The sequence below is a fragment of the [Rhizobium] kunmingense genome (assembly GCF_977018605.1).
The window spans coordinates 970,281-991,062 of record NZ_CDRNXG010000001.1 but is presented as its reverse complement, the minus strand read 5'-3'; the positions used below and the strand labels follow the sequence as shown (position 1 = coordinate 991,062).

Below are 20,782 nucleotides of genomic sequence, written 5' to 3'. Positions count from 1 at the left end.
TCCTGTTCCTTCGTACAGGAACGGATGGAAGCCATCAGAACCTGTCGTTCAAGTCGTACAAATCGATCTGCGTCCGGCTACAGCCGGTGACAGCGTCATGGTTTAGGCATGTCAAAGACACCCTTTGTCTGGGGCAGACCGCCTTTACGGTACTGCTCAAGTAGGTTTGCGCGCTTCACTACACCCTCACCCGCCTGCCCTGCAAGCGCGCAGGCATGGATAAAAGCATTCTCGCCCATCACTTCGTCCAATTCGCTGCCTGTCAGCAGCAAAAACGACGGAATGTCTTCCTCGGCACCGGTGCCAAGCTTCCAGGCCTTTTTGGCCTGGTCGATTTTTCGAATTCCGTCCGCAGCCGCGTCGGAGGCATGGAAGACGCCGACAACTGCGCCGGAGCGCACCGCGGCATCGACCTTCATCGCGCCGGTTACGAACTGGCCTGCCTTGCGGGCCATGTTCATCATCCCGGTCATATCCTTGACCAGCAGCCGGTCGACGAGATCGCCAAGATCGACCGCCGCCTTCGCGTCGCTTTTCAGCGCCCGCGCAAACAGCTGCTTCTTGACCGCGCGCTCGACAAGCTGCCGTTCCGCCCGCACCCAGCAGCCCCGTCCGGGCAGCTGGCGCTTCAGGTCCGGTACGACGCTCCCGTCGGGAGCGCGCACGAACCGGATCAAGGCGTCCGGGCTGGACGCCTCGCGCGTGACGATGCAGGTGCGGTCGTTCACGACGAAATCGTCCGGCCACTGATCGTCAAACGCATCCGCGCCATCCGTCTGGTTGCCCGCCGCGATCATTCCTGATCGGCGGCAGCAGCCTCCTCCTCGGTCTCGGTTTCTTCCGTGGCGAGATCTGCCTCGGTGATCCAGCCGGCGAGAAGACGCGCCTGCACGATCATGTTCTCGGCCTCGACGCGGGAAACGTCGAATTTCGAGAACGTGCCTTCGAACTTCTTGGTCTCGCCGTCCTTGCGTTCCGACCAGCCGACCAGATCGTCGGCGGCGCAGCCGGCGAAGTCCTCGACTGTCTTGATGCCTTCTTCGCCGAGCGCGACCAGCATCTGTGCTGTGAGGCCTTCGATCTGCTTCAGCTCGTCCTGGACGCCGAGTTCGACGCGCTTTGCATCGTTTTCAGCCTCGATACGCTCCAGGTATTCGCGCGCGCGGGTCTGGATCTCGGTCGCGGTGTCTTCGTCGAAGCCGTCGATCGACGAGATTTCGTCGAGTTCGGTATAGGCCAGTTCCTCGACCTGCGCGAAGCCTTCCGAAGCCAGCACCTGGCCGACCATCTCATCGACGTCCAGCGCTTCCATGAACAGGTTGGTGCGCTCGTTGAATTCCTTCTGGCGGCGCTCCGACTCTTCGGCTTCCGTCATGATGTCGATATCCCAGCCGGTCAGCTGCGATGCGAGGCGGACGTTCTGGCCGCGGCGGCCGATGGCCAGCGACAGCTGCTCGTCCGGAACCACGACTTCGATGCGTTCCGCGTCTTCGTCGAGAACGACCTTGGCGACTTCAGCCGGCTGCAGGGCGTTGACGATGAACGAAGCCGGATCCTGGCTCCACGGGATGATGTCGATCTTTTCGCCCTGCAGTTCGCCGACGACGGCCTGAACGCGGGAACCGCGCATACCGACGCAGGCACCGACCGGATCGATCGACGAATCGTTCGAGATGACGGCGATCTTGGCGCGCGAACCCGGGTCACGGGCAACCGACTTGATCTGGATGATGCCGTCGTAGATTTCCGGAACTTCCATGGTGAACAGCTTCACCATGAACTGCGGATGCGTACGCGACAGGAAAATCTGCGGGCCGCGCTGCTCGCGGCGTACGTCGTAGACGTAGGCACGGACGCGGTCGCCGTAGCGCATGTTTTCGCGCGGGATCATCTCGTCGCGACGGATGATGCCTTCGCCACGGCCCAGATCGACGATGACATTGCCGTACTCGACGCGCTTGACGGTACCGTTGACGATTTCGCCCATACGGTCCTTGAACTCGTCGAACTGGCGGTCACGCTCGGCTTCGCGCACCTTCTGCACGATGACCTGCTTGGCCGACTGCGCAGCGATACGGCCAAAGTCCATCGGCGGCAGCGGGTCGGCGATGAAGTCGCCGATCTTGGCGTCGACGTTGCGGTCGCGGGCCAGTGTCAGCGGAATCTGGGTGCCGTAATCCTCGGCGACTTCGACAACTTCCAGAAGACGCTGCAGGCGGATTTCGCCGGTCTTGGAATTGATGTCGGCGCGAATATTGGTTTCCGAGCCGTAGCGCGAACGCGCGGCCTTCTGGATGGCGTCTGCCATCGCAGCCAGCACGATCTCGCGGTCGATGACCTTTTCGCGGGCCACAGCATCTGCGATCTGCAGAAGTTCAAGCCGGTTTGCGCTCACTGCCATTGTCGTTGGTCTCCGTAGGTCCAAGTCTTTAGGCCCTTCCTCCTCGGGAATGGCCAGTGTGTTGGTCGGTTATTCGTCGTCTGCTTCTTCGTCGCCGTTCTGGTTCGCCGCCTGCTTGGCAAGCTTGTCGGCCCTCAGCGCGTCGCGGATCAGATCGTCCGTCAGGATCAGCTTGCCCTCGGCCAGTGCCGAGAACGGGATCGTTACGCTCGGCTCTTCGCCATAGGCAACCTGATCGCGCTCGATCGTAAAGCCATCTTCGGTTACATCGACGATCTTGCCGCGGAACCGCTTGCGGTTGTCGATGATGATCGACGTCTCGCATTTCAAGAGATGCCCCTGCCAGCGGGAAAAGTCCGACTTGCGCACCATCGGACGGTCGATGCCAGGCGAGGAGACCTCGAGATGATACTCCCGATCGATCGGATCTTCCACATCAAGAACCGGTGAGATGGCCATGGACACGGCTTCGCAACCATCGACATCCATGGTGCCGTCATTGCGCTCGGCCATGATCTGCAGGGTCATGCCGTTCTGGTTCAGCATGCGAACCCGGACCAGCCGGAACTCCATTGCGGTCAATACCGGCTCGATGATTTCGGCGACCCTCAGGTCGAGACCAGTCTCGACGATGAGACGCGGCTCGTGGTCTGTCTGCTGCATAAGCTCTCCGGTTCAATGCCCGCTTGGATGGCGCGGGTTGAAGTGATCGCCTAACAAAAAAGAGCGGGTCCGGGAGGGCCCACTCTTCATCGGACGATCAAGAATATGGGCTGCATATACGCCTTCGGGCAGGCAATTGCAAGGCTTGCACATTTCCCGCCACTGCCGCTGGAATTAAGCGCGCCGACCTCTATAACCCTAATGGAAGTCGAAATCCGCAGATGCAACGTAAGAGCCAGTTCGTGCCGGAGAGAATAGCCACACTCGCGCCTTTCAAGAACGAGACCTTCCGCACGATCTGGATTGCAAGTCTCGCATCGAATTTCGGTGGTCTGATCCAGGCCGTAGGCGCCGCCTGGATGATGACATCGATCTCCACCTCGCAGGACATGGTTGCGCTTGTCCAGGCATCGACCGCGCTGCCGATCATGCTGTTCTCGCTGGTTGCCGGGGCGCTGGCCGACAATTTCAACCGTCGCAGTCTGATGCTGACGGCGCAGGCCTTCATGCTGATCGTGTCGATCGCGCTGACCGTCTTTGCCTATCTGGATCTGCTCACGCCTTGGCTTCTTCTGCTGTTCACCTTCCTGCTCGGCTGTGGTGTGGCGCTCAACAATCCGTCCTGGCAGGCCTCAGTAGGAGACATCGTCTCACGGGAAATGTTGCCGCAGGCGGTGACGCTGAACAGCGTCGGTTTCAACATTACCCGCAGCGTCGGCCCGGCCATCGGCGGCGCCATCGTTGCCGCGGCAGGCGCGGCGGCGGCCTTTGCAGTCAATGCCGCAAGCTACGTGGCGCTGATGTACGCGCTCCTGCGCTGGAAGCCCGAACGTCGCGACGATACGCTGCCGCGTGAAACGCTGTTTCGGGCTCTGTCGGCCGGCCTCGGCTATGTCTCCATGTCGCCGACCATTCTCAATGTGCTCTGTCGCGGCATGCTTTTCGGTCTGTCGGCAAGCGCCATTCTGGCGCTTCTGCCGATTGTCGCGCGCGACCTCGTTACCGGCGGCCCGTTGACCTATGGCGTCATGCTCGGCGCCTTCGGTCTGGGCGCCATCGCGGGAGCCATGTCCAATGCGAGGCTGCGCGAAATGCTGTCGAGCGAGGCGATAGTTCGTCTGTCGTTCACCGGCTTTGCCGCAAGCTCGGCCGTCATCGCGCTCAGCAACGACACGGCTCTGACTGCCCTGGTGCTTCTGATCCCTGGTGCCTGCTGGGTGCTGGCGCTGTCGCTGTTCAACACCACCGTGCAGCTGTCGGCGCCGCGCTGGGTTGTCGGCCGTGCCCTGTCCTTCTATCAGACGGCAACCTTCGGCGGCATCGCCGTCGGCAGCTGGATCTGGGGCCTTGCGGCGGAGCACATGGGGGTCTCGGTATCCCTGAGCCTTGCAAGCCTTGCCATGCTGGCCGGGGCTGCGGCGGGCCTGCGTTCGCCCTTGCCGCAATTCGCCGATGTCGATCTCAGCCCGCTCAACCGTTTCAACGAGCCGATGCTGCGCCTGGATCTGCAGCCGCGCAGCGGACCGATCGTGCTGCAGATCGATTATGAAATTTCAGAAGAAGATATTCCCGAGTTTCTCACGCTGATGGCGCGCCGCAGACGGGTGCGCATTCGCGACGGTGCGCGCCAATGGGCATTGATGCGCGATCTGGAGCATCCCGGCATCTGGACGGAGACCTATCATACCGCCACATGGGCCGATTATGTTCGTCACAACCGGCGCAGGCTGCAGATCGATGCCGAAATATGGGATGCGATCCGAACACTGCACAAGGGGGAGGAGGGACCGCGCGTCCACCGCATGATCGAACGCCAGACGATCCCGCCCAAGAGCGATATCTTCCACAAGCATCACGTCGATCTGCATTGATCTTCAAAAAGCGAACTGGCGACAGCCCTACCTTATCTTCCCCTTGAGCGACGCATCCGGAAAGCATGTCGGCGTCACTCCGGCCTTGGCCTGCCAGTCGCCCAGCGAGCGGCGGGTCTTGAACCCGGCAAGGCCGTCGACGGTTCCGACGTCATAGCCCTTCGCGACCAGCGCCTTCTGCATGGCCAGCACATCCGACCGCAGCATCCGGCCGACATCGCCCCAGCTCGCTTGGAATGCACCGCCGCCATAGGCGATGCGATCGGCGAGGTTACCGATGAACAGCGCGTAGAGGTCGGAATTGTTGTATTGCTTCAGCACATAGAAATTCGGCGTGACGATGAATTCCGGCCCGTGCCGTCCGGCCGGAACGAGCATCATCCCGTCCGCCCGCAGTTCAGATGGTGGAAAGCCCTTGCCTGAGACACGGGTAATGCCGGTAGAAGCCCAGCTGGAAATCGGCCTGGCAAGGTCCGGCCCTTCCTGCGCGCAGCTCACATTGGCCGGGATCGAAACCTCGAAACCCCAGTCGCGGCCTTGCCTCCAGCCTTCCTGCTGCAGGTAATGGGCAATCGACGCCAGAGAATCCGGCACGGAATTCCAGATGTCCGGATGCCCGTCCCGGTCGAAATCGACGGCGTATTTCAGGTAGCTCGTCGGCATGAACTGCGGCTGGCCGAGAGCGCCGGCCCAGGAGCCCTTCATCGCGGCCGCGCTGACATCGCCGCGCTCGATCATTTTCAGTGCGGCGATCAGTTCTTCGCGGAACATCGGCTTGCGGGTCGACATAAAGGCCTTGGTCGCCAGCACCTCGACGGCGGAATAGGGGAGTTTGGCGCGGCCAAACCCCGATTCGCGGCCCCAGATCGCCACGATGATTTCCCCGGGCACGCCATAGGCGGCCTCGATCCGTTTCAGCGTCGAGGCATGGGTGGCCGCAAGGCTGCGGCCGGTCGCGGCAAGGCCCTGTAGCCGCTTTTCGGAGAAATAGGCGCCGGGCGATGAAAATTCGGCCTGGCTCTGGTCCTGGCTTTTAGGCGGCTTGGAGCCGGGCGGCAGGAGATCCGGCAGGTCCCAGTTCAGCGTCACGCCGTTGAATGCAGCATCGATCGTGCGGGCCGAGACGCCCGCCTTCCGGGCCTCGGGGCCAAGATCGGAAGCGATCCATCGCTGGAACTGCTTTTCGACATCCGGCCTGTTTTGTGCGGCGGCGGTGAAGGGTAGGAGGGATGCGAAGGTCGCCAGTGCAAGGAATGTCTTTCGCATATGTCCTCCTAGGGTCAAAACTCAATCAGGATAGTGGTTATGCAAGCTGTATTTTGTGCCTGAGAAGGAGGGAAGGTGCCGGAAATACTCATCATTTTCAAACCTTCCCGACGCCCGCAGGCACAAAATACAGCGTGTCCGAAGGATTGGCGATCATGGGCCGCCTGATCGCAAACAATGCTCGACAAGACCTTCGGGTCTTGCCTTGCGCTTGCTTCCTTACATTCAATCCCATCGTCGCCAACAGAACCGCTATCCTGACTGAGTTTTGACCCTAGATCGTCGTTCGTGCCCGAAGGGCGGCCGTCAGCGTGCCCTCGTCGAGATAATCGAGTTCGCCGCCCACCGGCACGCCATGCGCCAAACGGGTAATCTTGATGTCGAAATCGGACAGCTGGTCGGTAATATAGTGTGCGGTTGTCTGCCCTTCGACGGTGGCATTCACCGCGATGATGATCTCCTTCACCGTTCCCTCGCTGACACGGTCGACCAGCGAGCGAATGTTGAGATCGTCCGGCCCGACGCCGTCGAGCGGCGAAAGTGTGCCGCCGAGCACGTGATAGGCGGCATTCATCGCGCCGGTCCGCTCCAGTGCCCAGAGATCGGAAACGTCTTCGCAGATGATCAGCATCGAATGATCGCGGCGGATATCGGTGCAGACGGTGCAGGGGTCGGATGTATCGACATTGCCGCAGCGCGAGCAGATTTTCACCTTGTCGTAGGCCTCGCCCATGGCGTGGGAAAGCGGCCCAAGCAGCTGGTCTTTCTTCTTGATCAAATGCAGCGCCGCCCGGCGCGCCGATCGCGGGCCGAGGCCCGGAACCTTCGCCAGAAGCTGGATGAGTTTTTCGATTTCGGGGCCGGTGACTCGCTTTGCCATACCGTCCCATAGCCCATCTCCCGACCAAACGGAAACGATCAAAACGCGAAGCTTCGGGGCCCGCCGATATGATTGCCTTTATGACCAGATGCGTACATGCGACATCACGAAGGCGTGATATATGGTTAGGTGGCTGTTTCCATTTGCAGCACTATACCGCTTAAGTAATTGCTGATCGGAGCATCGTATGCGTTTTGTAGTCCGTTTTCTCGTTGCCGTTTTTCCCGCTGCCGTGGCTTTGCCGCTCGCATCGGCAGACAAGGCATCAGCGGAAGAGACGGCTCTCGAGCAATCCGTTTTCGGCTTCGGCGGTGGCATGGTCGATGAGGACATGTTCGATTCGGCCAATCCGTTCGGCTCGAATTACGAGGGAAGCCCGATCTTCGGGTTCGGCTACCAGATCTTCCCCTACAGCATCGGCGATGTGAAATTGGGGTTTGAGGCAGGCATTGCCGGCCGGTTCGGTAAAAGCTCGGATGCCGAGATCTGGGGCGGCGTCGTTGGTCGCTACGATGCGATCGAGATCGCCAATACCGTGCGCATCATCCCGTCCTTCACCTTCGGCCTGAGCCATGTGACGGATACCCATGCGGGCCGTGAACGTCGCCAGGAGCTTGAGCGCGATGGCGATGCGAGCACGCTGTTCTATCTGGGGCCGGAAATAAGCTTCAGCACTGTGTCGCGCCCGGAACTGGAAGTCTTCTGGCGTCTCCACCATCGCTCGGGCGCTTGGGGTACGCTTGGCGACATGCATGGCGGATCGAATGCCAACGTGTTGGGTGTCAGGTATAATTTCTGAATCGCTGACGTAATATCGGTGCAGGAAAAGGAGGGGCGACCAGCCGGGCCTGCCCCTCTCTGATTGAGTTAGTTAGAACGGCAGCTTCATGCCGGGCGGAATCGGCAGGCCGGCGGTCAGCTCCTTGGTCTTCTCGGCGGTGATCTGTTCGGCCCGGTCCTTGGCCGACTTGTGGGCGGCGACGATCAGGTCTTCGAGGATCTCGACATCGTCTTCCTTGAACAGCGACGGATCGAGCTTGAGACCGAGCATCTCGCCCTTGCCGTTCATCTTGACGGTCACGAGGCCGCCGCCGGCCGTGCCTTCGACTTCGAGAGCGGCGATATCCGCCTGCATCTTCTCCATCTTGGCCTGCATTTCCTTGACCTTGCCCATCATGCCCATGATGTCGCGCATCGGTTATTCCCTTTCTTCTCGCTTATAGTTCAATGTCGTCGCCGGGCACGATGTCGCCCTCTTCGGACTCCGCGATTGCCGGTGCCGGCGCGTCTTCCAGGTCGTTGTCGTCTTCCGAGGCGCGTATGCGCACGTCGGTAATCTTGGCACCTGGAAACTGCGAAAGGATGGCCATCACATCAGGGTCGGAACGCGCATCGGTCAGCCGCGCTTCGCGGGCATTGGCATCCGCCTCGACCAGCGTCGGCTCGCCCGGCTCGTTGCTGAGCGAAACGATCCAGTGGATGCCGGTCCATTCCTTCAGCTTGACGCCAAGTTCACCCGGCAGCGTGCCGGGGCCACCATCCGTCATGCGGATATCGAGGCGGCCGGGCTCGATCTTCACCAGCCGGACGAAATTGCGCACAAGCGCCTTCAGTCGGGCATCGCGGTTCTTGGTGCAGAGATCGACGATGTCGTGCATCGAGCGCACGGCGACCGATGGTTCGGGCTTCTCGGCTGCGCGTTCCTCGATGCGGCCAACCGGCATTTCGCGCGGTGCCGTGTTGGGGACCGCCCTCAGCATCGCGGTCGGACCGCCCGACGGCATGCGCTGCCCGCCCATTTCCATTCCGCGTGCGGCGATGGAAGCCTGGGGACCCTGTCCCATGGGAGCGCCGCGCCCGCTGCCATTGCCATTCGTCATCCCGCTCGCGGAACCGTCGCCATTGGCGAAATCGGCAAGCCGGCGTGCGGCATCTTCCGGCGAGGGCAGGGAGGAGGCATGTGCAAGCCGGATCAGAACCATCTCGGCCGCACCCGCCGGTCGCGAGGAACCCTCTGCTTCGGGAATGCCCTTCAAAAGCATCTGCCAGATACGCGACAGCGCACTGACAGCCACCGTTTCGGAAAATTCACGCCCCCTTACGCGTTCCACCTCGCTCAGCGAAGGATCGTCGGCGGCATCGGGAATGAATTTGAAGCGGGTGACGAGATGGGTGAAATCGGCAAGGTCGGTCAGCACCACGACGGGATTTGCACCGGCTTCGTATTGCGCGGCGAATTCCGACAGTGCCGCGGTCACGTCGCCCTTCACGATATGTTCGAACAGATCGACGATGCGAGCGCGATCGGCAAGCCCCAGCATCCCGCGCACGGTGTCGGCATGCACGCTGCCGCCGCCATGGGCGATCGACTGGTCGAGCAGCGACAACCCGTCACGGGCGGAGCCTTCGGCGGCGCGGGCGATCATCGCCAGCGCTTCCTGCTCGGCCGGAATGCCTTCCTTTTCGAGGATGGTCGAAAACAGGCCGACGAGATCGGCGGCGCTGATGCGGCGAAGGTCGAACCGCTGGCAGCGGGAGAGTACAGTGATCGGAACCTTGCGGATTTCCGTCGTCGCAAAGATGAATTTCACATGTTCCGGCGGCTCTTCGAGCGTCTTCAACAGGCCATTGAAGGCCTGCGTCGAGAGCATGTGCACTTCGTCGATGATATAGACCTTGTAGCGCGCCGAAACCGGGCGATAGCGCACCTGCTCGATGATCTCACGAATGTCGTCGATACCCGTATGCGAGGCGGCGTCCATCTCGATCACATCGACATGGCGGCCTTCCATGATCGCCTGGCAATGCTCGCCGGGCTCACGCAGATCGATCGTCGGGCGATCGATCTCGGGCGTCCTGTAATTGAGTGCGCGAGCCAGAATGCGGGCTGTTGTCGTCTTGCCGACGCCGCGCACGCCGGTCAGCATGTAGGCCTGGGCGATACGGCCTGTCTCGAACGCATTGGTCAGCGTACGAACCATCGGCTCCTGGCCGACCATCAGGTCCGAAAAATCCTTGGGGCGATATTTGCGTGCCAGCACCCTGTAGCTGCCGGCTGCGGCTGGGTTGCTTGTCGATGGGGCCCCGGTGTCGCTCATATAAGTCCTGCCAGCCTGATAGGGCCATTCCGGCAGGCGGTCGCTTGACCGGACCGGGTGCTGACCAAGATGAGAAGGTGGGAGGCTGGCACGGCGACCCGTGCCGGGCTCGTTAGGGCTGCTTCCTTCCGGACCTGACCCAGTTGGCGAGTGGCTCGTCCACCACCAACCTCCCGCCGCACATATCGGCAATAACGCTTCCAAATGCAAGCCAACACTGTAAAAAACTATCTTCAACGACAATGACCAACAAAATGCCGGAGGAGCACTTGAGCGAATTTGAACTGGATGCGCGGCTTGCCGGCGATACCGAGTTGGTCGCCCGGCTCGGGCTTTGTCAGTTGCGGATGATGAAGGACAGCCGCTGGCCCTGGTTCATGCTGGTTCCGCAGCGTAACGGCATGAGCGAGGTTTTCGATCTGACGCCGCTCGACCAGACCATGCTGACCTTCGAGACCAACATGGTTGCCGAGGCGCTGAAGAAGGCGACCGGCGCCGAGAAGATCAATGTCGCGGCGATTGGCAATATCGTTCGCCAGCTGCATATCCATATCGTCGCGCGCTTCGAAGGCGATCCGAACTGGCCCGGTCCGATCTGGGGTTTTGGCCGCGCGGAGCCCTATGACCAGTCAAACCGCCAAGCGCTCGTTGCCCGGCTAACGGAAAATCTCACCTCATGACCAAAGACCTTTTCGCGATCGATGCGCCGCATCCCGAACCGAGCAGCCTGACAGCCTTTGCCGCAAACGCGCTGGATCGGCGGGCGGAATATCGGCAGGACGATTGTGTCGAACAGGCGCTGGCGATCGAAGGCACGCATATCCTCGCCTTCGCCGGCTCCAGGCTCATCCTCAAGCACGACGGCCAGATCCTCGATCCGCTGTTTGCGGCCTATGAACTGGGCGAAATGAAGCCGGATTTCGACAATGCCGTGCTGCTCGGCTACCGCGATACCGGCGAGCCCCGGATTGCTGTGCCGCTTCAAGTCGAAGCAGAGGCTCTGGCGAGCCAGTACAAGGCGACCGATGCGCGTGCGCTCTATCGTGAAGCGCTGATCGACGGCGAGTTGCAGGGCGAGGTCGCCCAGGCTCTGTCCTTGCTGGCCTGGAACGGCGCCAATCGCTTCTGCGGCAAGTGTGGCGCGCCGACAGAGACGAAGCTCGGCGGCTACAAGCGGGTTTGCACGCAGTGCCAGCACATGATGTTCCCGCGTACCGATCCGGTGGTCATCATGCTGACGGTGGATGTCGAGAATGACCGATGCCTGTTGGGTCGCAGCCATCACTTTCAGGAAGGCATGTATTCCTGTCTCGCCGGCTTCGTCGAACCGGGTGAGACGATCGAAAGCGCCGTGCGCCGCGAGACCGTCGAAGAATCCGGGATTGTCCTCGGCCGCGTCCGCTATCACGCCTCGCAGCCCTGGCCGATGCCGCATTCGCTGATGATCGGCTGTTACGCGGAGGCGGTCTCGACGCAGATCACGATCGACGAACAGGAAATGTCGGACGTCCGCTGGTTCACCCGCGCTGAAGTGAGCGCCATGCTGGACGCCGGCCCGGATGTGAAACCATTCGGCCCGGCCAGGGGCGCCATCGCCTATCGTTTGATGAAGGATTGGGTGGACTGGCAGCTTTGATGCTGCCGGTCGTCACTCAGCTGGTCTGGAACGTTCCACGCATCGGGTGGCCCTTGTAGGACCCGAGGATGCGGACTTTTTCGGAGAAGAAGCGCAGTTCTTCCAGTGCCCGTCGCACTGGCGCATCGTCCGGGTGGCCTTCGATATCGGCATAGAACTGCGTTGCCACGAACTTGCCGCCGAGCTGGTAGCTTTCGAGCTTCGTCATGTTGATGCCATTCGTCGCAAACCCGCCCATCGCCTTGTAGAGCGCCGCCGGAATGTTGCGGACATTGAACACGAACGTCGTTACGATGACGTCGTCGGCGTCGTTGCGCTGCACCCATTTCTCGTCGCGCGAAAGAATGACGAAACGGGTCACGTTGTTCTCGGTATCCTCGACATTCTCGGCAAGGATATCGAGCCTGTAGAGATCGGCGGCGAGCCGCGGCGCGAGCGCTGCCATCGAGCGATCACCCTTCTCGGCCACCATCTTGGCGGCCCCTGCCGTGTCGCCGGCCACCACGGCTTTCCAGCCGTTCGAGCGGATGATCTTGCGGCACTGGCCGAGCGCGTGGATATGGCTGTGCACGGTGCGGATCTCGTCATGGCCAACGCCCGGCAGGACCATCAGCTGAAAACGGATCGGCATGAAATATTCGCCGATGATATGCAGGCGCGATTCCGGCAGCAGATAATGGATATCGGCCACGCGTCCGGCGATCGTGTTCTCGATCGGGATCATCGCCAGATCCGCTTCGCCGCTCTCGAGTGCCTGGAAGGCATCTTCGAACGTCGCGCAGGGCAGCGGCTCCATATCCGGAAACATGTCGCGGCAAGCCATGTCGGAATTTGCACCATAGTCACCCTGGAAGGCGATGCGATTGGTCGGCGTGGTCATGGGAATATCCGTTACGACTGGCGGGAGGAAAGGATGGCGCGGGCCTTTTCGAGATCGGCCGGCGTATCGACGCCGAGCGGCACCGATCTGACGATCTCCGCATCGATCCGCATGCCGGCCTCGAGCGCCCTGAGCTGCTCCAGGCTTTCGCGCTTCTCCAGCACCGACGGGCCGAGCGTCACGAACTTCTCCAGTGCCGCACGGCGATACGCATAAAGACCGATATGGTGATAGAGCGGGCCTGCGCCATGGGGCGCGGTGGCGCGCGTGAAATAGAGCGCCTTAAGGCGCGTATCCGACAAGGGGGAGCCGACGATCTTGACGACGTTCGGGTTGGTCTTCTCGTGTTCGTCGGTGATTTCGACGGTCAGCGTCGCGATATCGGTAGAGGCGTTGTCGATGAGCGGGCGAAGCGAGGCGCGTACCGCCTCCGGCTCGATCGTCGGCAGGTCGCCCTGGACGTTGATGACGAATTCGACCTTGCCCTCGGGGTCCGCCTTGGTCAGCGCCTCGTAGATGCGGTCGGAGCCGGACTGGTGGTCGTGGCGGGTCATGACCACGTCAAAGCCGGCGGCCTTCACCACGTCGAAAACCTCAGCGTCGTCGACTGCAACCACAATCCGCCCGACCTTCGCTTCCTCGGCGCGCCTTGCCACCTGCACGATCATCGGCAGGCCGGCGATATCGGCAAGCGGCTTGCCCGGCAGGCGGGTGGACGCCATGCGGGCGGGGATCATCACCAGAGTTTTGTCGGAGGCGGCGCTCGTCATCAAAGGCCTTCTGTCTCAGCGTCAAGGGTGTCAAAAGGTCTCATGCGCTGCACTTGGTTTCGAGTTGCAAGGACTTGGCAAAAGACATAGCTTTCGCGGGATTGCAAGATGTCTGTGTGTACCTGTGGTTGGGGAGGACCGGCCGCGGGTCACGGCAAATGGGCTGGGAAGGAGCCTTAATAATGAATCCTTATATCAATATGTCCGTCGGCGCTCTTCTCGCCACTGTTTTTGTCATGATGTCCGTTTCGATCGCCTCAGAGGGGATCTTTCATTCGCCTGTTCCGGAAAAGGAAGGCTTTGCCATTGTCGCGGCCGAAGAACCGGCGGCAGGCGGTGCTGCGGCCGCGGCGCCTGCGGCGGTTCCCGTAGGTGTACTTCTTGCCAGTGCCGATGCCAGCGCCGGCGCGGCTGCGTTCAAGAAGTGTCAAAGCTGTCACTCCATTGAGAAGGGAGGGCCCAACAAGGTTGGTCCCGACCTCTGGGGCCTCGTCAACCGTCCGATCGGCACCCATGAGGGCTTTTCCTATTCGGCGGGCATGAAGGAGTTTTCGAAAGGCGGCCAGGAAACCTGGACTTTCGAACACCTCAACCACTTCCTGATGGCGCCCAAGGCCTATGTCAAAGGCACTGCCATGGGCTTTGCCGGCCTGAAGAACGATCAGGAGCGCGCCAACCTCCTCGCTTATATAAGAGAGCAGGCCGATAGCCCGGTGCCGTTGCCGCCGGCCGATGCTCCGGCCCCGGCGACCAACTGATAGCCAGAACAAGTGTTCACAGCAAAACGCCCGGCATGACCGGGCGTTTTCGTATCCAGCTTCTGACAACGATCAGGAAAGCAGCCACGCCCAGAGACTGACGGATGCGACGCCGAAAGCAGTTGTGATGCCGATGACCGATGCCGCAAGGCTCTGGCCCGAACGGAACCGCTGTGCAATCAGCCAGGCATTGATGCCCGTCGGGACGGAGGACGTCAGGACGAGCGCCGCGGTCCAGTCGGGTCGAAGGTCGAGCATCTTGCTGGCGGCGAAGACGAAGGCCGGCATCATCAGAAGCTTGAGCACGGCGGCACTGCTCGACAGGCCGAGGTCGCCCTTGATCGGGTAACGCGTCAAAGCCATGCCGATGGAGATGAGCGCCGCAGGACTTGCGGCGTCCGCTATCTGGTTGACGACGCGCTCTATCGGGGCGTTCATCGAAAGGCCGGACAGGTTGACGATCAGGCCGCATGTCAGGGCGATGACGAGCGGATTGCGGACAAGGTTCGAGCCGACCTGTTTCAGAACGCTGGTCAGCCCCCGCGACGCCGTTCCGTCGACCTTGGCCGAGGCGCCTTCCATCAGGATTGTGCCGACGATCATCATGATCGGCAGATGGATGGCGAGCAGGATCGAGAGGGCGACAAGACCGTCCTGGCCGACGATATGGGAAACCAGCGGCAGGCCGATGAAGACGTTGTTGGCGAAACTCGCCGACATGCCGGCGATCACTCCGACCTTCGCATCGCGCTTGAAGACGCGAACGGTGATGAGATGGCCGACCGTCCAGGTTATCGCGACTCCGATGAAATAGGCCGTCCAGAGACGGAAAGGCGAAACGCCTTCGAAATGTGCCGTCGCCAGCGTCCTGAAGATCAGCATCGGCACGGCGATCTTGAAGACGAACTCACCCAGCGCATCGCCGGTCTCCGCCTTCAGAAGACCTGATCTGGCAATCAGCCAGCCAATGAGAATGAGCAGGAAGACGGGAAGGACGTTGGCAAAGACTGTAGACACGGTGAGACCTTAATGTTTGTCCCGTGCGTCTATCGCATATCACAGCAGCCGACAAATGCGCGATATGCAACAGTGCCCTGATCTTATGCTGGATTTGGGTATGCCTACCCCAAAGGCATCCGGCAGTCGGACGCCAGTACATCCGTGACGACCAACAAAGCCGGATGCGCTTTGATTAGGTGATGATCATGACGCCAGCATGACGGATAGGCGCGAAAAGTGCCTTTCGATCAAGGACATTTCGCTTTCCTTCAAGGCCAAAGGCCACTACCCATGGCGCACGCCCGAAAGCAAAAGGACCAAGACTGACTATGCCCAAGTTCGACGTGCTGACCATTGGCAATGCGATTGTCGATATTCTCGCCCGCTGCGATGACGCCTTTCTCGAAGAGAATGCAATTATCAAGGGCGCGATGAACCTGATCGATGCCGAGCGCGCCGAGCTTCTTTACTCGAAGATGGGACCGGCCGTCGAAGCTTCCGGCGGCTCTGCAGGCAATACGGCAGCCGGCATCGCAAGCCTCGGCGGCAAGGCCGCCTATTTCGGCAAGGTGGCGGAAGATCAGCTCGGCCAGATTTTTCAGCACGATATTCGCGCGCAGGGCGTACATTATCAGACGAAGCCGGAAGGCCAGAACCCGCCGACTGCACGCTCGATGATCTTCGTGACGCCGGATGGCGAACGCTCGATGAACACCTATCTCGGCGCCTGCGTCGAGCTTGGCCCGGAGCATGTCGAGCAAGAGGTCGTCGCGGAAGCCAAGGTCACCTATTTCGAAGGCTACCTCTGGGATCCGCCGCGGGCCAAGGAAGCCATCCGCGATGCCGCCCGCATCGCCCATCAGCATGGCCGCGAAGTGTCGATGACGCTCTCCGACCCCTTCTGTGTCGGTCGCTATCGCGCCGAGTTCCTCGACCTGATGACATCCGGCACGGTCGACATCGTTTTCGCCAACAAGCAGGAATTGCTCTCGCTTTACGAAACGGAAGATTTCGAACTTGCGCTCGGCAAGATCGCGGTCGACTGCAAGCTTGCGGCCATCACGCTCTCGGAAGAGGGCGCGGTCATCGTGCGCGGCAAGGAGCGGGTAAAGATCGATGCCTTTGCGATCGAAGAACTGGTCGATACGACCGGTGCCGGCGATCTCTTCGCCTCCGGCTTCCTTTATGGCTATACGCAGGGCCGTTCACTCGAAGACTGCGGCAAGCTCGGTTGCCTCTCGGCTGCCATCGTCATCCAGCAGATCGGCCCGCGGCCGGCAATCTCGCTGAAGGACGCGGCTTCCGAAGCCGGCCTTATTTGAAGGCTTCGCCGGGATAGACGCCCCAGACTTCACCTTGGGCGACCCAGCCCTCGGTGCCCTTCGTTTCCGCATGGCACCAGTCGCCGTTGCATTCGCTCACCTTCAGCTGCACGCCCGGCTGAAGCTTGGCGACGACGGCGCCTGAACTCTGCGGGTCGCGGCGCATGTTGACGTAGATGTCCTGCCCCTTGCCGCGCATCCATGGTGCGGCGACGGCGGTGCGGTCGCCGGAAAGCAGAGCCTGGTTGACCCAGCCCTCGGTGCCGTCCGCATCACGCACGCGGCGCCAGTTGTCGTATTCCTGAATGATTTCCATGGGAATGCCGGCTTTGGTATACATCCAGGACACCGCATAATCGGTGCTTGGGCCGATGCGGATATTGACCTTCTGCGATTTCAGGCTGGCGAAGCGCGGCAGCGGCAGGCCGCTTGCCCCCTTGGCTGCGCCCTGGGCGTAAACCGGCGCCATTGCCGAAAGTGCGGCAACGGTCGGGAAGGAGATTGCGGCAAGAACGAGTAGGGCTGATGGGCGCATGGCAAGGATCCTGGCTGACGATCCAGGGTTTTCTTGTCCAGAATGCCGCGAGGTTTTGTTTGTCTTCGCCCGCGGGTCTGGTAGAACGCCCAAGGATAGGCTCACTATCGCGCGACATGGTTAACGACCTGCTAAAATTGCGGTGTTGAATGATGACTGCGAAGAAAAGACCGAAGGTTTATATCACCCGAAAATTGCCGGATGCCGTCGAGACCCGCATGCGGGAACTGTTCGATGCCGAACTCAATGTCGATGACCGCCCCAGATCCCGCGAGGAGCTGATGGCGGCCATGCAGTCTGCCGACGTTCTGGTGCCGACGGTGACCGATCGCATCGATGCGGAACTTCTTGGGTGCGCCGGGCCGCAGATGAAACTGATCGCCGGCTTTTCCAACGGCACCGATCACATCGATGTCGATGCCGCCGCGGAAAAGGGCATTACCGTCACCAACACGCCGAACGTGCTGACCGAAGACACGGCCGACATGACGATGGCACTGATCCTCGCCGTCAATCGCAGGCTGGCGGAAGGCTCGCGGGTGCTGACCGACAATCCCGGCGAATGGGCGGGCTGGAGCCCGACATGGATGCTCGGCCGCCGCATCTGGGGCAAGCGTATCGGCATTATCGGCATGGGGCGCATCGGCTCGGCCGTCGCCCGCCGCGCCAAGGCATTCGGCCTGTCGATCCACTATCACAATCGCAAACCCGCCAACCCGGCAACCGAAGAAGAGCTGGAGGCGACCTATTGGGACAGCCTCGACCAGATGCTGGCGCGCGTCGATATCGTCTCGGTCAATTGCCCGTCGACGCCCGCGACCTTCCACCTTCTGTCGGCCCGGCGTCTGGCGCTGATGCAGCCAGGTTCGATCATCGTCAACACCGCTCGTGGCGACATCATAGACGAAGTGGCGATGATCAAGCTTCTGCAGGAGGACAAGATCGCCGGTGCCGGCCTCGACGTCTATCAGAACGAACCGGCGGTCAATCCGAAGCTCGTGAAACTCGCCAACCAGGGCAAGGTCGTGCTTCTGCCGCATATGGGCTCGGCGACGATAGAAGGTCGCATCGATATGGGCGACAAGGTGATCATCAACATCCGCGCCTTCTTCGACGGTCACCGTCCGCCCAACCGGGTTCTTCCCGGACGCAACTGATCAGGCGAGGACTTTCCGCATTTCGATGAAGGTCACCCGGTCGAAGCCCGGATGGGATTTTTCCGCCGTCCGGTGAAATCCCCATCGGCTGAACGTCGTGTGGTTGCCGACGAGCTCGATACGGGTCTCGAGCCTCAGTGCCGGCAGCTGCAATTCGGTGGCGACCTCTTCGGCCAGTGCCATGAACCGCTGTCCGAGACCCTTGCCCTGCTGGGCTGGCGCAACGGCAAGCTTGCCGACATAGAGGCAATCGACTTCCGGCTTCAGAAACACGCAACCGATCAGCTTCTCGTCTTCGACCGCCACGAATGCAATCTCGTCCATAGTCTTCTGCGCAAGCGAGGCAAGCGACAGCCGATGGGCGGAAGACGGCGGGTCGATCCTGTCGTCCATATAGGCGAAGGAGGAGAGGATGAGCGCAAGCAAGTCGTCCCAACGGCCGAAGCCGGCATCGATCCTGGTAACCTCGATCATTCGCTGTCTGCCTTTGCTCGGCGCTTGTACTTGATCGTGTCGAACCGTGCCGAAAGCGCATCGTAGAGCATCAGCCTGCCGACCAGAGGCTCGCCGATGCCGGTCACGAGCTTGATCACCTCCATGGCCATCAATGTGCCGATGACGCCGGTCAATGCACCGACGACGCCGGTCTCGGCGCAAGCCGGAATCAGCCCTTCCGGCGGCTTTTCGGGAAAGAGATCGCGATAGCCGGGATTGAATGTTCCGTCTGCGTGGGCCTCATAGGGCTTGAGCACTGTCAGCGAGCCGTCGAAGCGGCCGACGGCGCCGCTCACCAGCGGCATTCTGACCGCCTCTGCCGCATCCGCTGCCGCATAGCGGGTGTCGAAATTGTCCGATCCGTCGACCAGAAGATCGAAGCGCCGCAGGTGCCGCGCCGACCATTCCTCGGAAAATCGTTCCTCGAAATCCACCACCCTGACATGCGGGTTCAGCCGCGCGATCTTTTCACGCGCACTTCTCGTCTTCATCTCGCCGATCGTGCCGGAATCGTGGATGACCTGACGCTGTAGGTTGGAGAGCGATACCCGGTCGTCATCGACGATGCCGATCGTGCCGATGCCTGCTGCTGCCAGATATTCGAGCACTGGAGCACCAAGCCCGCCGGCGCCGATGACAAGAACGCGGGCATCCTTCATCTTCTGCTGGCCGGCGCCGCCGATCTCCGGCAGCAGGATATGGCGCTTGTAACGTTCGATTTCGTCGCCGGTCAGGGGCATTCCAGTCTGCTTTTCCATGGCCGTCATCCTAGAGCAGTTCCAGCAAAACCGGGAACCGGTTTTGCGTCCGGGATCGCGCGAAATCAGAGCTTTGGAGCACTACCCGTTGCGCGAAATAAGCGTGAGACACGATCATGCGCCTTCCGTCACGCTGCCGTTCGAGACGGTAAAGAACTGTGCCCTGTCGCCGAGCGCGGAAAACATCGAGCGGTCGGTGCCGGTCATGAAGGCCTGCCCGCCGAGCCCGTCGACGAGATCAAACAGCGTTGCCCGCCGTCCCTCGTCGAGATGTGCGGCAATTTCGTCAAGCAGCAGGATCGGCGCATAGCCGGTCATGTCGGCCGTCAGTCGCGCATGGGCAAGGATCAGTCCGATCAGGAGCGCCTTCTGTTCGCCGGTCGAACAGCGGGATGCCTCTATATCCTTCTCGCGGTGACGTACCAGAAGATCGGCGCGATGCGGCCCTTCCAGCGTCCGGCCGGCCGCTGAATCACGCCCCCGCCCGTTGCGCAGCATCTCCAGATAGTCGTCTTCGAGGTCTGCCGCCGGCCGGTCCATGCCTCCATCCATGAAGCCCTCGAGCGAAAGCAGCGGCGTCGGAAACGGCGTTTCCTGCGAGTTGGTGGAAAGCGATTGCAGCAATCCCAGCATTTCATGCCGTGCAGCGGCCATGGCGATGCCGAGTTCCGCCATCTGCGTTTCGATCGCGGTCAGCCAGGCCTGATCGAACCGGCCTTCCGAAAGCAGCTTGTTACGGTTGCGCATGGTGCGCTCGAAATCGCTCGCCCGACGCCCATGGGCCGGGTCGAGCGACAGCACGAGGCGGTCGAGAAACCGCCGCCGATCCGATGAGGAACCGGTGAACAGCCCGTCCATGGACGGCGTCAGCCATAATACGTTCAGGTGGTCGGAAAGCTCCTCGGTGGATTTCGCCGGCGTGCCGTTGAGGCGTACCTTGCGGCTGACGCTGTCGCCTTCGCCGGGTTCTATGCCGGTGCCGATCGCAACCTCTCCGTCCATGCCGTCGAGATCGGCAAAAATGGTGAAGCCGCCATCTGCTCCGACGCGCGTGACGTCGGTCAGCACCGCTCGCCTGAACCCGCGTCCCGGCGATAGAAAGGAGATCGCCTCCATCAGGTTCGTCTTGCCGGCACCGTTTTCACCCGTCAGCACCACATGTCGCCCGTCAAGCGCAAGCGAAACCGCCGCATGGTTGCGGAAGTCGGTAAGCTTCAGACGAGAGAGTGAGGTTTTTTGCGCCATCGAGAATCGCAGGTTTCCGTTGGCAATGGAGCTAAGGATTTGGGCGGC

21 protein-coding genes and 1 other RNA gene are annotated in these 20,782 nt (G+C 61.3%); 7 read left to right on the top strand and 15 right to left on the bottom strand.

Annotated elements, in window-relative coordinates:
* Nucleotides 1-95 precede the first annotated feature (95 nt).
* The 3 genes from AC0JZ4_RS05015 to rimP all read right to left on the bottom strand — a co-directional run bounded on the left by AC0JZ4_RS05015 (nt 96) and on the right by rimP (nt 3,064).
* The gene (locus AC0JZ4_RS05015; RefSeq protein WP_471885327.1) at nt 96-797 is read right to left on the bottom strand and encodes an RNA-binding protein; all 702 of its coding nucleotides are present in this window, start codon (nt 795-797) and stop codon (nt 96-98) included.
* A complete protein-coding gene (gene nusA / locus AC0JZ4_RS05010) occupies nt 794-2,401 on the bottom strand; it encodes a transcription termination factor NusA (RefSeq protein ID WP_471885326.1) in 1,608 nt (535 codons plus the stop codon). Before nusA ends, AC0JZ4_RS05015 begins: the two co-directional genes overlap by 4 nt.
* A gap of 69 nt (nt 2,402-2,470) precedes the next feature.
* On the bottom strand, nt 2,471-3,064 hold the full coding sequence (gene rimP, locus AC0JZ4_RS05005; RefSeq protein WP_471885325.1) for a ribosome maturation factor RimP: 594 nt from the start codon (nt 3,062-3,064) through the stop codon (nt 2,471-2,473).
* 221 nt (nt 3,065-3,285) lie between these two features.
* Here rimP and AC0JZ4_RS05000 point away from each other — a divergent pair, with 221 nt between their 5' ends.
* Nucleotides 3,286-4,935: an MFS transporter gene (locus AC0JZ4_RS05000; protein ID WP_471885324.1), complete on the top strand. Its 1,650-nt coding sequence runs from the start codon at nt 3,286-3,288 to the stop codon at nt 4,933-4,935.
* 27 nt (nt 4,936-4,962) lie between these two features.
* Here the strand turns inward: AC0JZ4_RS05000 and AC0JZ4_RS04995 are convergent, their stop codons facing one another.
* Entirely contained in the window at nt 4,963-6,201 is a 1,239-nt protein-coding gene (locus AC0JZ4_RS04995; protein ID WP_471885323.1) for a lytic murein transglycosylase, read from the bottom strand.
* Between the two features lie 274 nt (nt 6,202-6,475).
* Nucleotides 6,476-7,081, bottom strand: coding sequence for a recombination mediator RecR (gene recR / locus AC0JZ4_RS04990; RefSeq protein WP_471885322.1), 606 nt, complete (start codon nt 7,079-7,081; stop codon nt 6,476-6,478).
* Between the two features lie 187 nt (nt 7,082-7,268).
* On the opposite strand from recR, the gene AC0JZ4_RS04985 reads away from it, so the two are divergent.
* Entirely contained in the window at nt 7,269-7,880 is a 612-nt protein-coding gene (locus AC0JZ4_RS04985; protein WP_471885321.1) for a hypothetical protein, read from the top strand.
* Between the two features lie 72 nt (nt 7,881-7,952).
* On the opposite strand, the gene AC0JZ4_RS04980 is transcribed toward AC0JZ4_RS04985, so the two are convergent.
* From AC0JZ4_RS04980 to ffs, 3 genes are all read right to left on the bottom strand, one after another.
* Nucleotides 7,953-8,276, bottom strand: a complete 324-nt coding sequence (locus AC0JZ4_RS04980; protein ID WP_119942352.1) for a YbaB/EbfC family nucleoid-associated protein — start codon at nt 8,274-8,276, stop codon at nt 7,953-7,955.
* 22 nt (nt 8,277-8,298) lie between these two features.
* Nucleotides 8,299-10,179, bottom strand: a complete 1,881-nt coding sequence (locus AC0JZ4_RS04975) for a DNA polymerase III subunit gamma/tau (RefSeq protein WP_471885320.1) — start codon at nt 10,177-10,179, stop codon at nt 8,299-8,301.
* Nucleotides 10,180-10,256: 77 nt separating this feature from the next.
* Nucleotides 10,257-10,353: signal recognition particle sRNA small type (ffs, locus tag AC0JZ4_RS04970), an RNA gene on the bottom strand.
* Nucleotides 10,354-10,433: 80 nt separating this feature from the next.
* Between ffs and AC0JZ4_RS04965 the strand changes: the two genes are divergently transcribed.
* Entirely contained in the window at nt 10,434-10,859 is a 426-nt protein-coding gene (locus AC0JZ4_RS04965) for an HIT domain-containing protein (RefSeq protein ID WP_471885319.1), read from the top strand.
* A complete protein-coding gene (gene nudC, locus AC0JZ4_RS04960) occupies nt 10,856-11,815 on the top strand; it encodes an NAD(+) diphosphatase (protein ID WP_471885318.1) in 960 nt (319 codons plus the stop codon). Before AC0JZ4_RS04965 ends, nudC begins: the two co-directional genes overlap by 4 nt.
* Before the next feature lie 16 nt (nt 11,816-11,831).
* Here the strand turns inward: nudC and AC0JZ4_RS04955 are convergent, their stop codons facing one another.
* Complete coding sequence (locus AC0JZ4_RS04955) at nt 11,832-12,695, bottom strand: prephenate dehydratase (protein ID WP_471885317.1); 864 nt, start codon at nt 12,693-12,695, stop codon at nt 11,832-11,834.
* A gap of 11 nt (nt 12,696-12,706) precedes the next feature.
* Entirely contained in the window at nt 12,707-13,465 is a 759-nt protein-coding gene (locus AC0JZ4_RS04950; RefSeq protein ID WP_471885316.1) for a 3-deoxy-manno-octulosonate cytidylyltransferase, read from the bottom strand.
* Nucleotides 13,466-13,647: 182 nt separating this feature from the next.
* Between AC0JZ4_RS04950 and AC0JZ4_RS04945 the strand changes: the two genes are divergently transcribed.
* Complete coding sequence (locus tag AC0JZ4_RS04945; RefSeq protein ID WP_471887797.1) at nt 13,648-14,223, top strand: c-type cytochrome; 576 nt, start codon at nt 13,648-13,650, stop codon at nt 14,221-14,223.
* Nucleotides 14,224-14,295: 72 nt separating this feature from the next.
* On the opposite strand, the gene AC0JZ4_RS04940 is transcribed toward AC0JZ4_RS04945, so the two are convergent.
* Complete coding sequence (locus AC0JZ4_RS04940) at nt 14,296-15,240, bottom strand: AEC family transporter (RefSeq protein WP_471885315.1); 945 nt, start codon at nt 15,238-15,240, stop codon at nt 14,296-14,298.
* 311 nt (nt 15,241-15,551) lie between these two features.
* Between AC0JZ4_RS04940 and AC0JZ4_RS04935 the strand changes: the two genes are divergently transcribed.
* Complete coding sequence (locus tag AC0JZ4_RS04935) at nt 15,552-16,544, top strand: adenosine kinase (protein ID WP_471885314.1); 993 nt, start codon at nt 15,552-15,554, stop codon at nt 16,542-16,544.
* Here AC0JZ4_RS04935 and AC0JZ4_RS04930 read toward each other — a convergent pair.
* Complete coding sequence (locus AC0JZ4_RS04930) at nt 16,537-17,013, bottom strand: SH3 domain-containing protein (protein WP_471887796.1); 477 nt, start codon at nt 17,011-17,013, stop codon at nt 16,537-16,539. The two genes, AC0JZ4_RS04935 and AC0JZ4_RS04930, sit on opposite strands and share 8 nt — an antisense overlap.
* A gap of 218 nt (nt 17,014-17,231) precedes the next feature.
* On the opposite strand from AC0JZ4_RS04930, the gene AC0JZ4_RS04925 reads away from it, so the two are divergent.
* A complete protein-coding gene (locus AC0JZ4_RS04925) occupies nt 17,232-18,236 on the top strand; it encodes a 2-hydroxyacid dehydrogenase (RefSeq protein WP_471885313.1) in 1,005 nt (334 codons plus the stop codon).
* On the opposite strand, the gene AC0JZ4_RS04920 is transcribed toward AC0JZ4_RS04925, so the two are convergent.
* The 3 genes from AC0JZ4_RS04920 to recF all read right to left on the bottom strand — a co-directional run bounded on the left by AC0JZ4_RS04920 (nt 18,237) and on the right by recF (nt 20,734).
* Nucleotides 18,237-18,707, bottom strand: a complete 471-nt coding sequence (locus AC0JZ4_RS04920) for a GNAT family N-acetyltransferase (RefSeq protein WP_471887795.1) — start codon at nt 18,705-18,707, stop codon at nt 18,237-18,239.
* Nucleotides 18,707-19,489 (bottom strand): molybdopterin-synthase adenylyltransferase MoeB, encoded by a 783-nt coding sequence (locus AC0JZ4_RS04915; protein ID WP_471885312.1) that lies wholly within the window; start codon nt 19,487-19,489, stop codon nt 18,707-18,709. The genes AC0JZ4_RS04920 and AC0JZ4_RS04915 overlap by 1 nt, the downstream gene beginning before the upstream one ends.
* A 114-nt stretch (nt 19,490-19,603) precedes the next feature.
* Nucleotides 19,604-20,734 carry a DNA replication/repair protein RecF gene (gene recF, locus AC0JZ4_RS04910; RefSeq protein WP_471885311.1) on the bottom strand — a complete coding sequence of 377 codons (1,131 nt, stop codon included), beginning with the start codon at nt 20,732-20,734 and terminating at the stop codon, nt 19,604-19,606.
* Nucleotides 20,735-20,782 lie beyond the last annotated feature (48 nt).

What these genes read in the sequence shown, in the direction of transcription:
- AC0JZ4_RS04985 (WP_471885321.1), top strand. Translation starts at nt 7,269, where the DNA reads ATGCGTTTTGTAGTCCGTTTTCTCGTTGCCGTTTTTCCCGCTGCCGTG.
- AC0JZ4_RS05015 (WP_471885327.1), bottom strand. Translation starts at nt 797, where the DNA reads ATGATCGCGGCGGGCAACCAGACGGATGGCGCGGATGCGTTTGACGAT.
- AC0JZ4_RS04925 (WP_471885313.1), top strand. Translation starts at nt 17,232, where the DNA reads ATGACTGCGAAGAAAAGACCGAAGGTTTATATCACCCGAAAATTGCCG.
- AC0JZ4_RS04955 (WP_471885317.1), bottom strand. Translation starts at nt 12,695, where the DNA reads ATGACCACGCCGACCAATCGCATCGCCTTCCAGGGTGACTATGGTGCA.
- AC0JZ4_RS04965 (WP_471885319.1), top strand. Translation starts at nt 10,434, where the DNA reads ATGCCGGAGGAGCACTTGAGCGAATTTGAACTGGATGCGCGGCTTGCC.
- nusA (WP_471885326.1), bottom strand. Translation starts at nt 2,401, where the DNA reads ATGGCAGTGAGCGCAAACCGGCTTGAACTTCTGCAGATCGCAGATGCT.
- AC0JZ4_RS04915 (WP_471885312.1), bottom strand. Translation starts at nt 19,489, where the DNA reads ATGGAAAAGCAGACTGGAATGCCCCTGACCGGCGACGAAATCGAACGT.
- recF (WP_471885311.1), bottom strand. Translation starts at nt 20,734, where the DNA reads ATGGCGCAAAAAACCTCACTCTCTCGTCTGAAGCTTACCGACTTCCGC.
- AC0JZ4_RS04935 (WP_471885314.1), top strand. Translation starts at nt 15,552, where the DNA reads ATGCCCAAGTTCGACGTGCTGACCATTGGCAATGCGATTGTCGATATT.
- AC0JZ4_RS04980 (WP_119942352.1), bottom strand. Translation starts at nt 8,276, where the DNA reads ATGCGCGACATCATGGGCATGATGGGCAAGGTCAAGGAAATGCAGGCC.
- AC0JZ4_RS04930 (WP_471887796.1), bottom strand. Translation starts at nt 17,013, where the DNA reads ATGGCGCCGGTTTACGCCCAGGGCGCAGCCAAGGGGGCAAGCGGCCTG.
- nudC (WP_471885318.1), top strand. Translation starts at nt 10,856, where the DNA reads ATGACCAAAGACCTTTTCGCGATCGATGCGCCGCATCCCGAACCGAGC.
- AC0JZ4_RS04950 (WP_471885316.1), bottom strand. Translation starts at nt 13,465, where the DNA reads ATGACGAGCGCCGCCTCCGACAAAACTCTGGTGATGATCCCCGCCCGC.
- rimP (WP_471885325.1), bottom strand. Translation starts at nt 3,064, where the DNA reads ATGCAGCAGACAGACCACGAGCCGCGTCTCATCGTCGAGACTGGTCTC.
- AC0JZ4_RS04945 (WP_471887797.1), top strand. Translation starts at nt 13,648, where the DNA reads ATGAATCCTTATATCAATATGTCCGTCGGCGCTCTTCTCGCCACTGTT.
- AC0JZ4_RS04995 (WP_471885323.1), bottom strand. Translation starts at nt 6,201, where the DNA reads ATGCGAAAGACATTCCTTGCACTGGCGACCTTCGCATCCCTCCTACCC.
- AC0JZ4_RS04975 (WP_471885320.1), bottom strand. Translation starts at nt 10,179, where the DNA reads ATGAGCGACACCGGGGCCCCATCGACAAGCAACCCAGCCGCAGCCGGC.
- recR (WP_471885322.1), bottom strand. Translation starts at nt 7,081, where the DNA reads ATGGCAAAGCGAGTCACCGGCCCCGAAATCGAAAAACTCATCCAGCTT.
- AC0JZ4_RS05000 (WP_471885324.1), top strand. Translation starts at nt 3,286, where the DNA reads ATGCAACGTAAGAGCCAGTTCGTGCCGGAGAGAATAGCCACACTCGCG.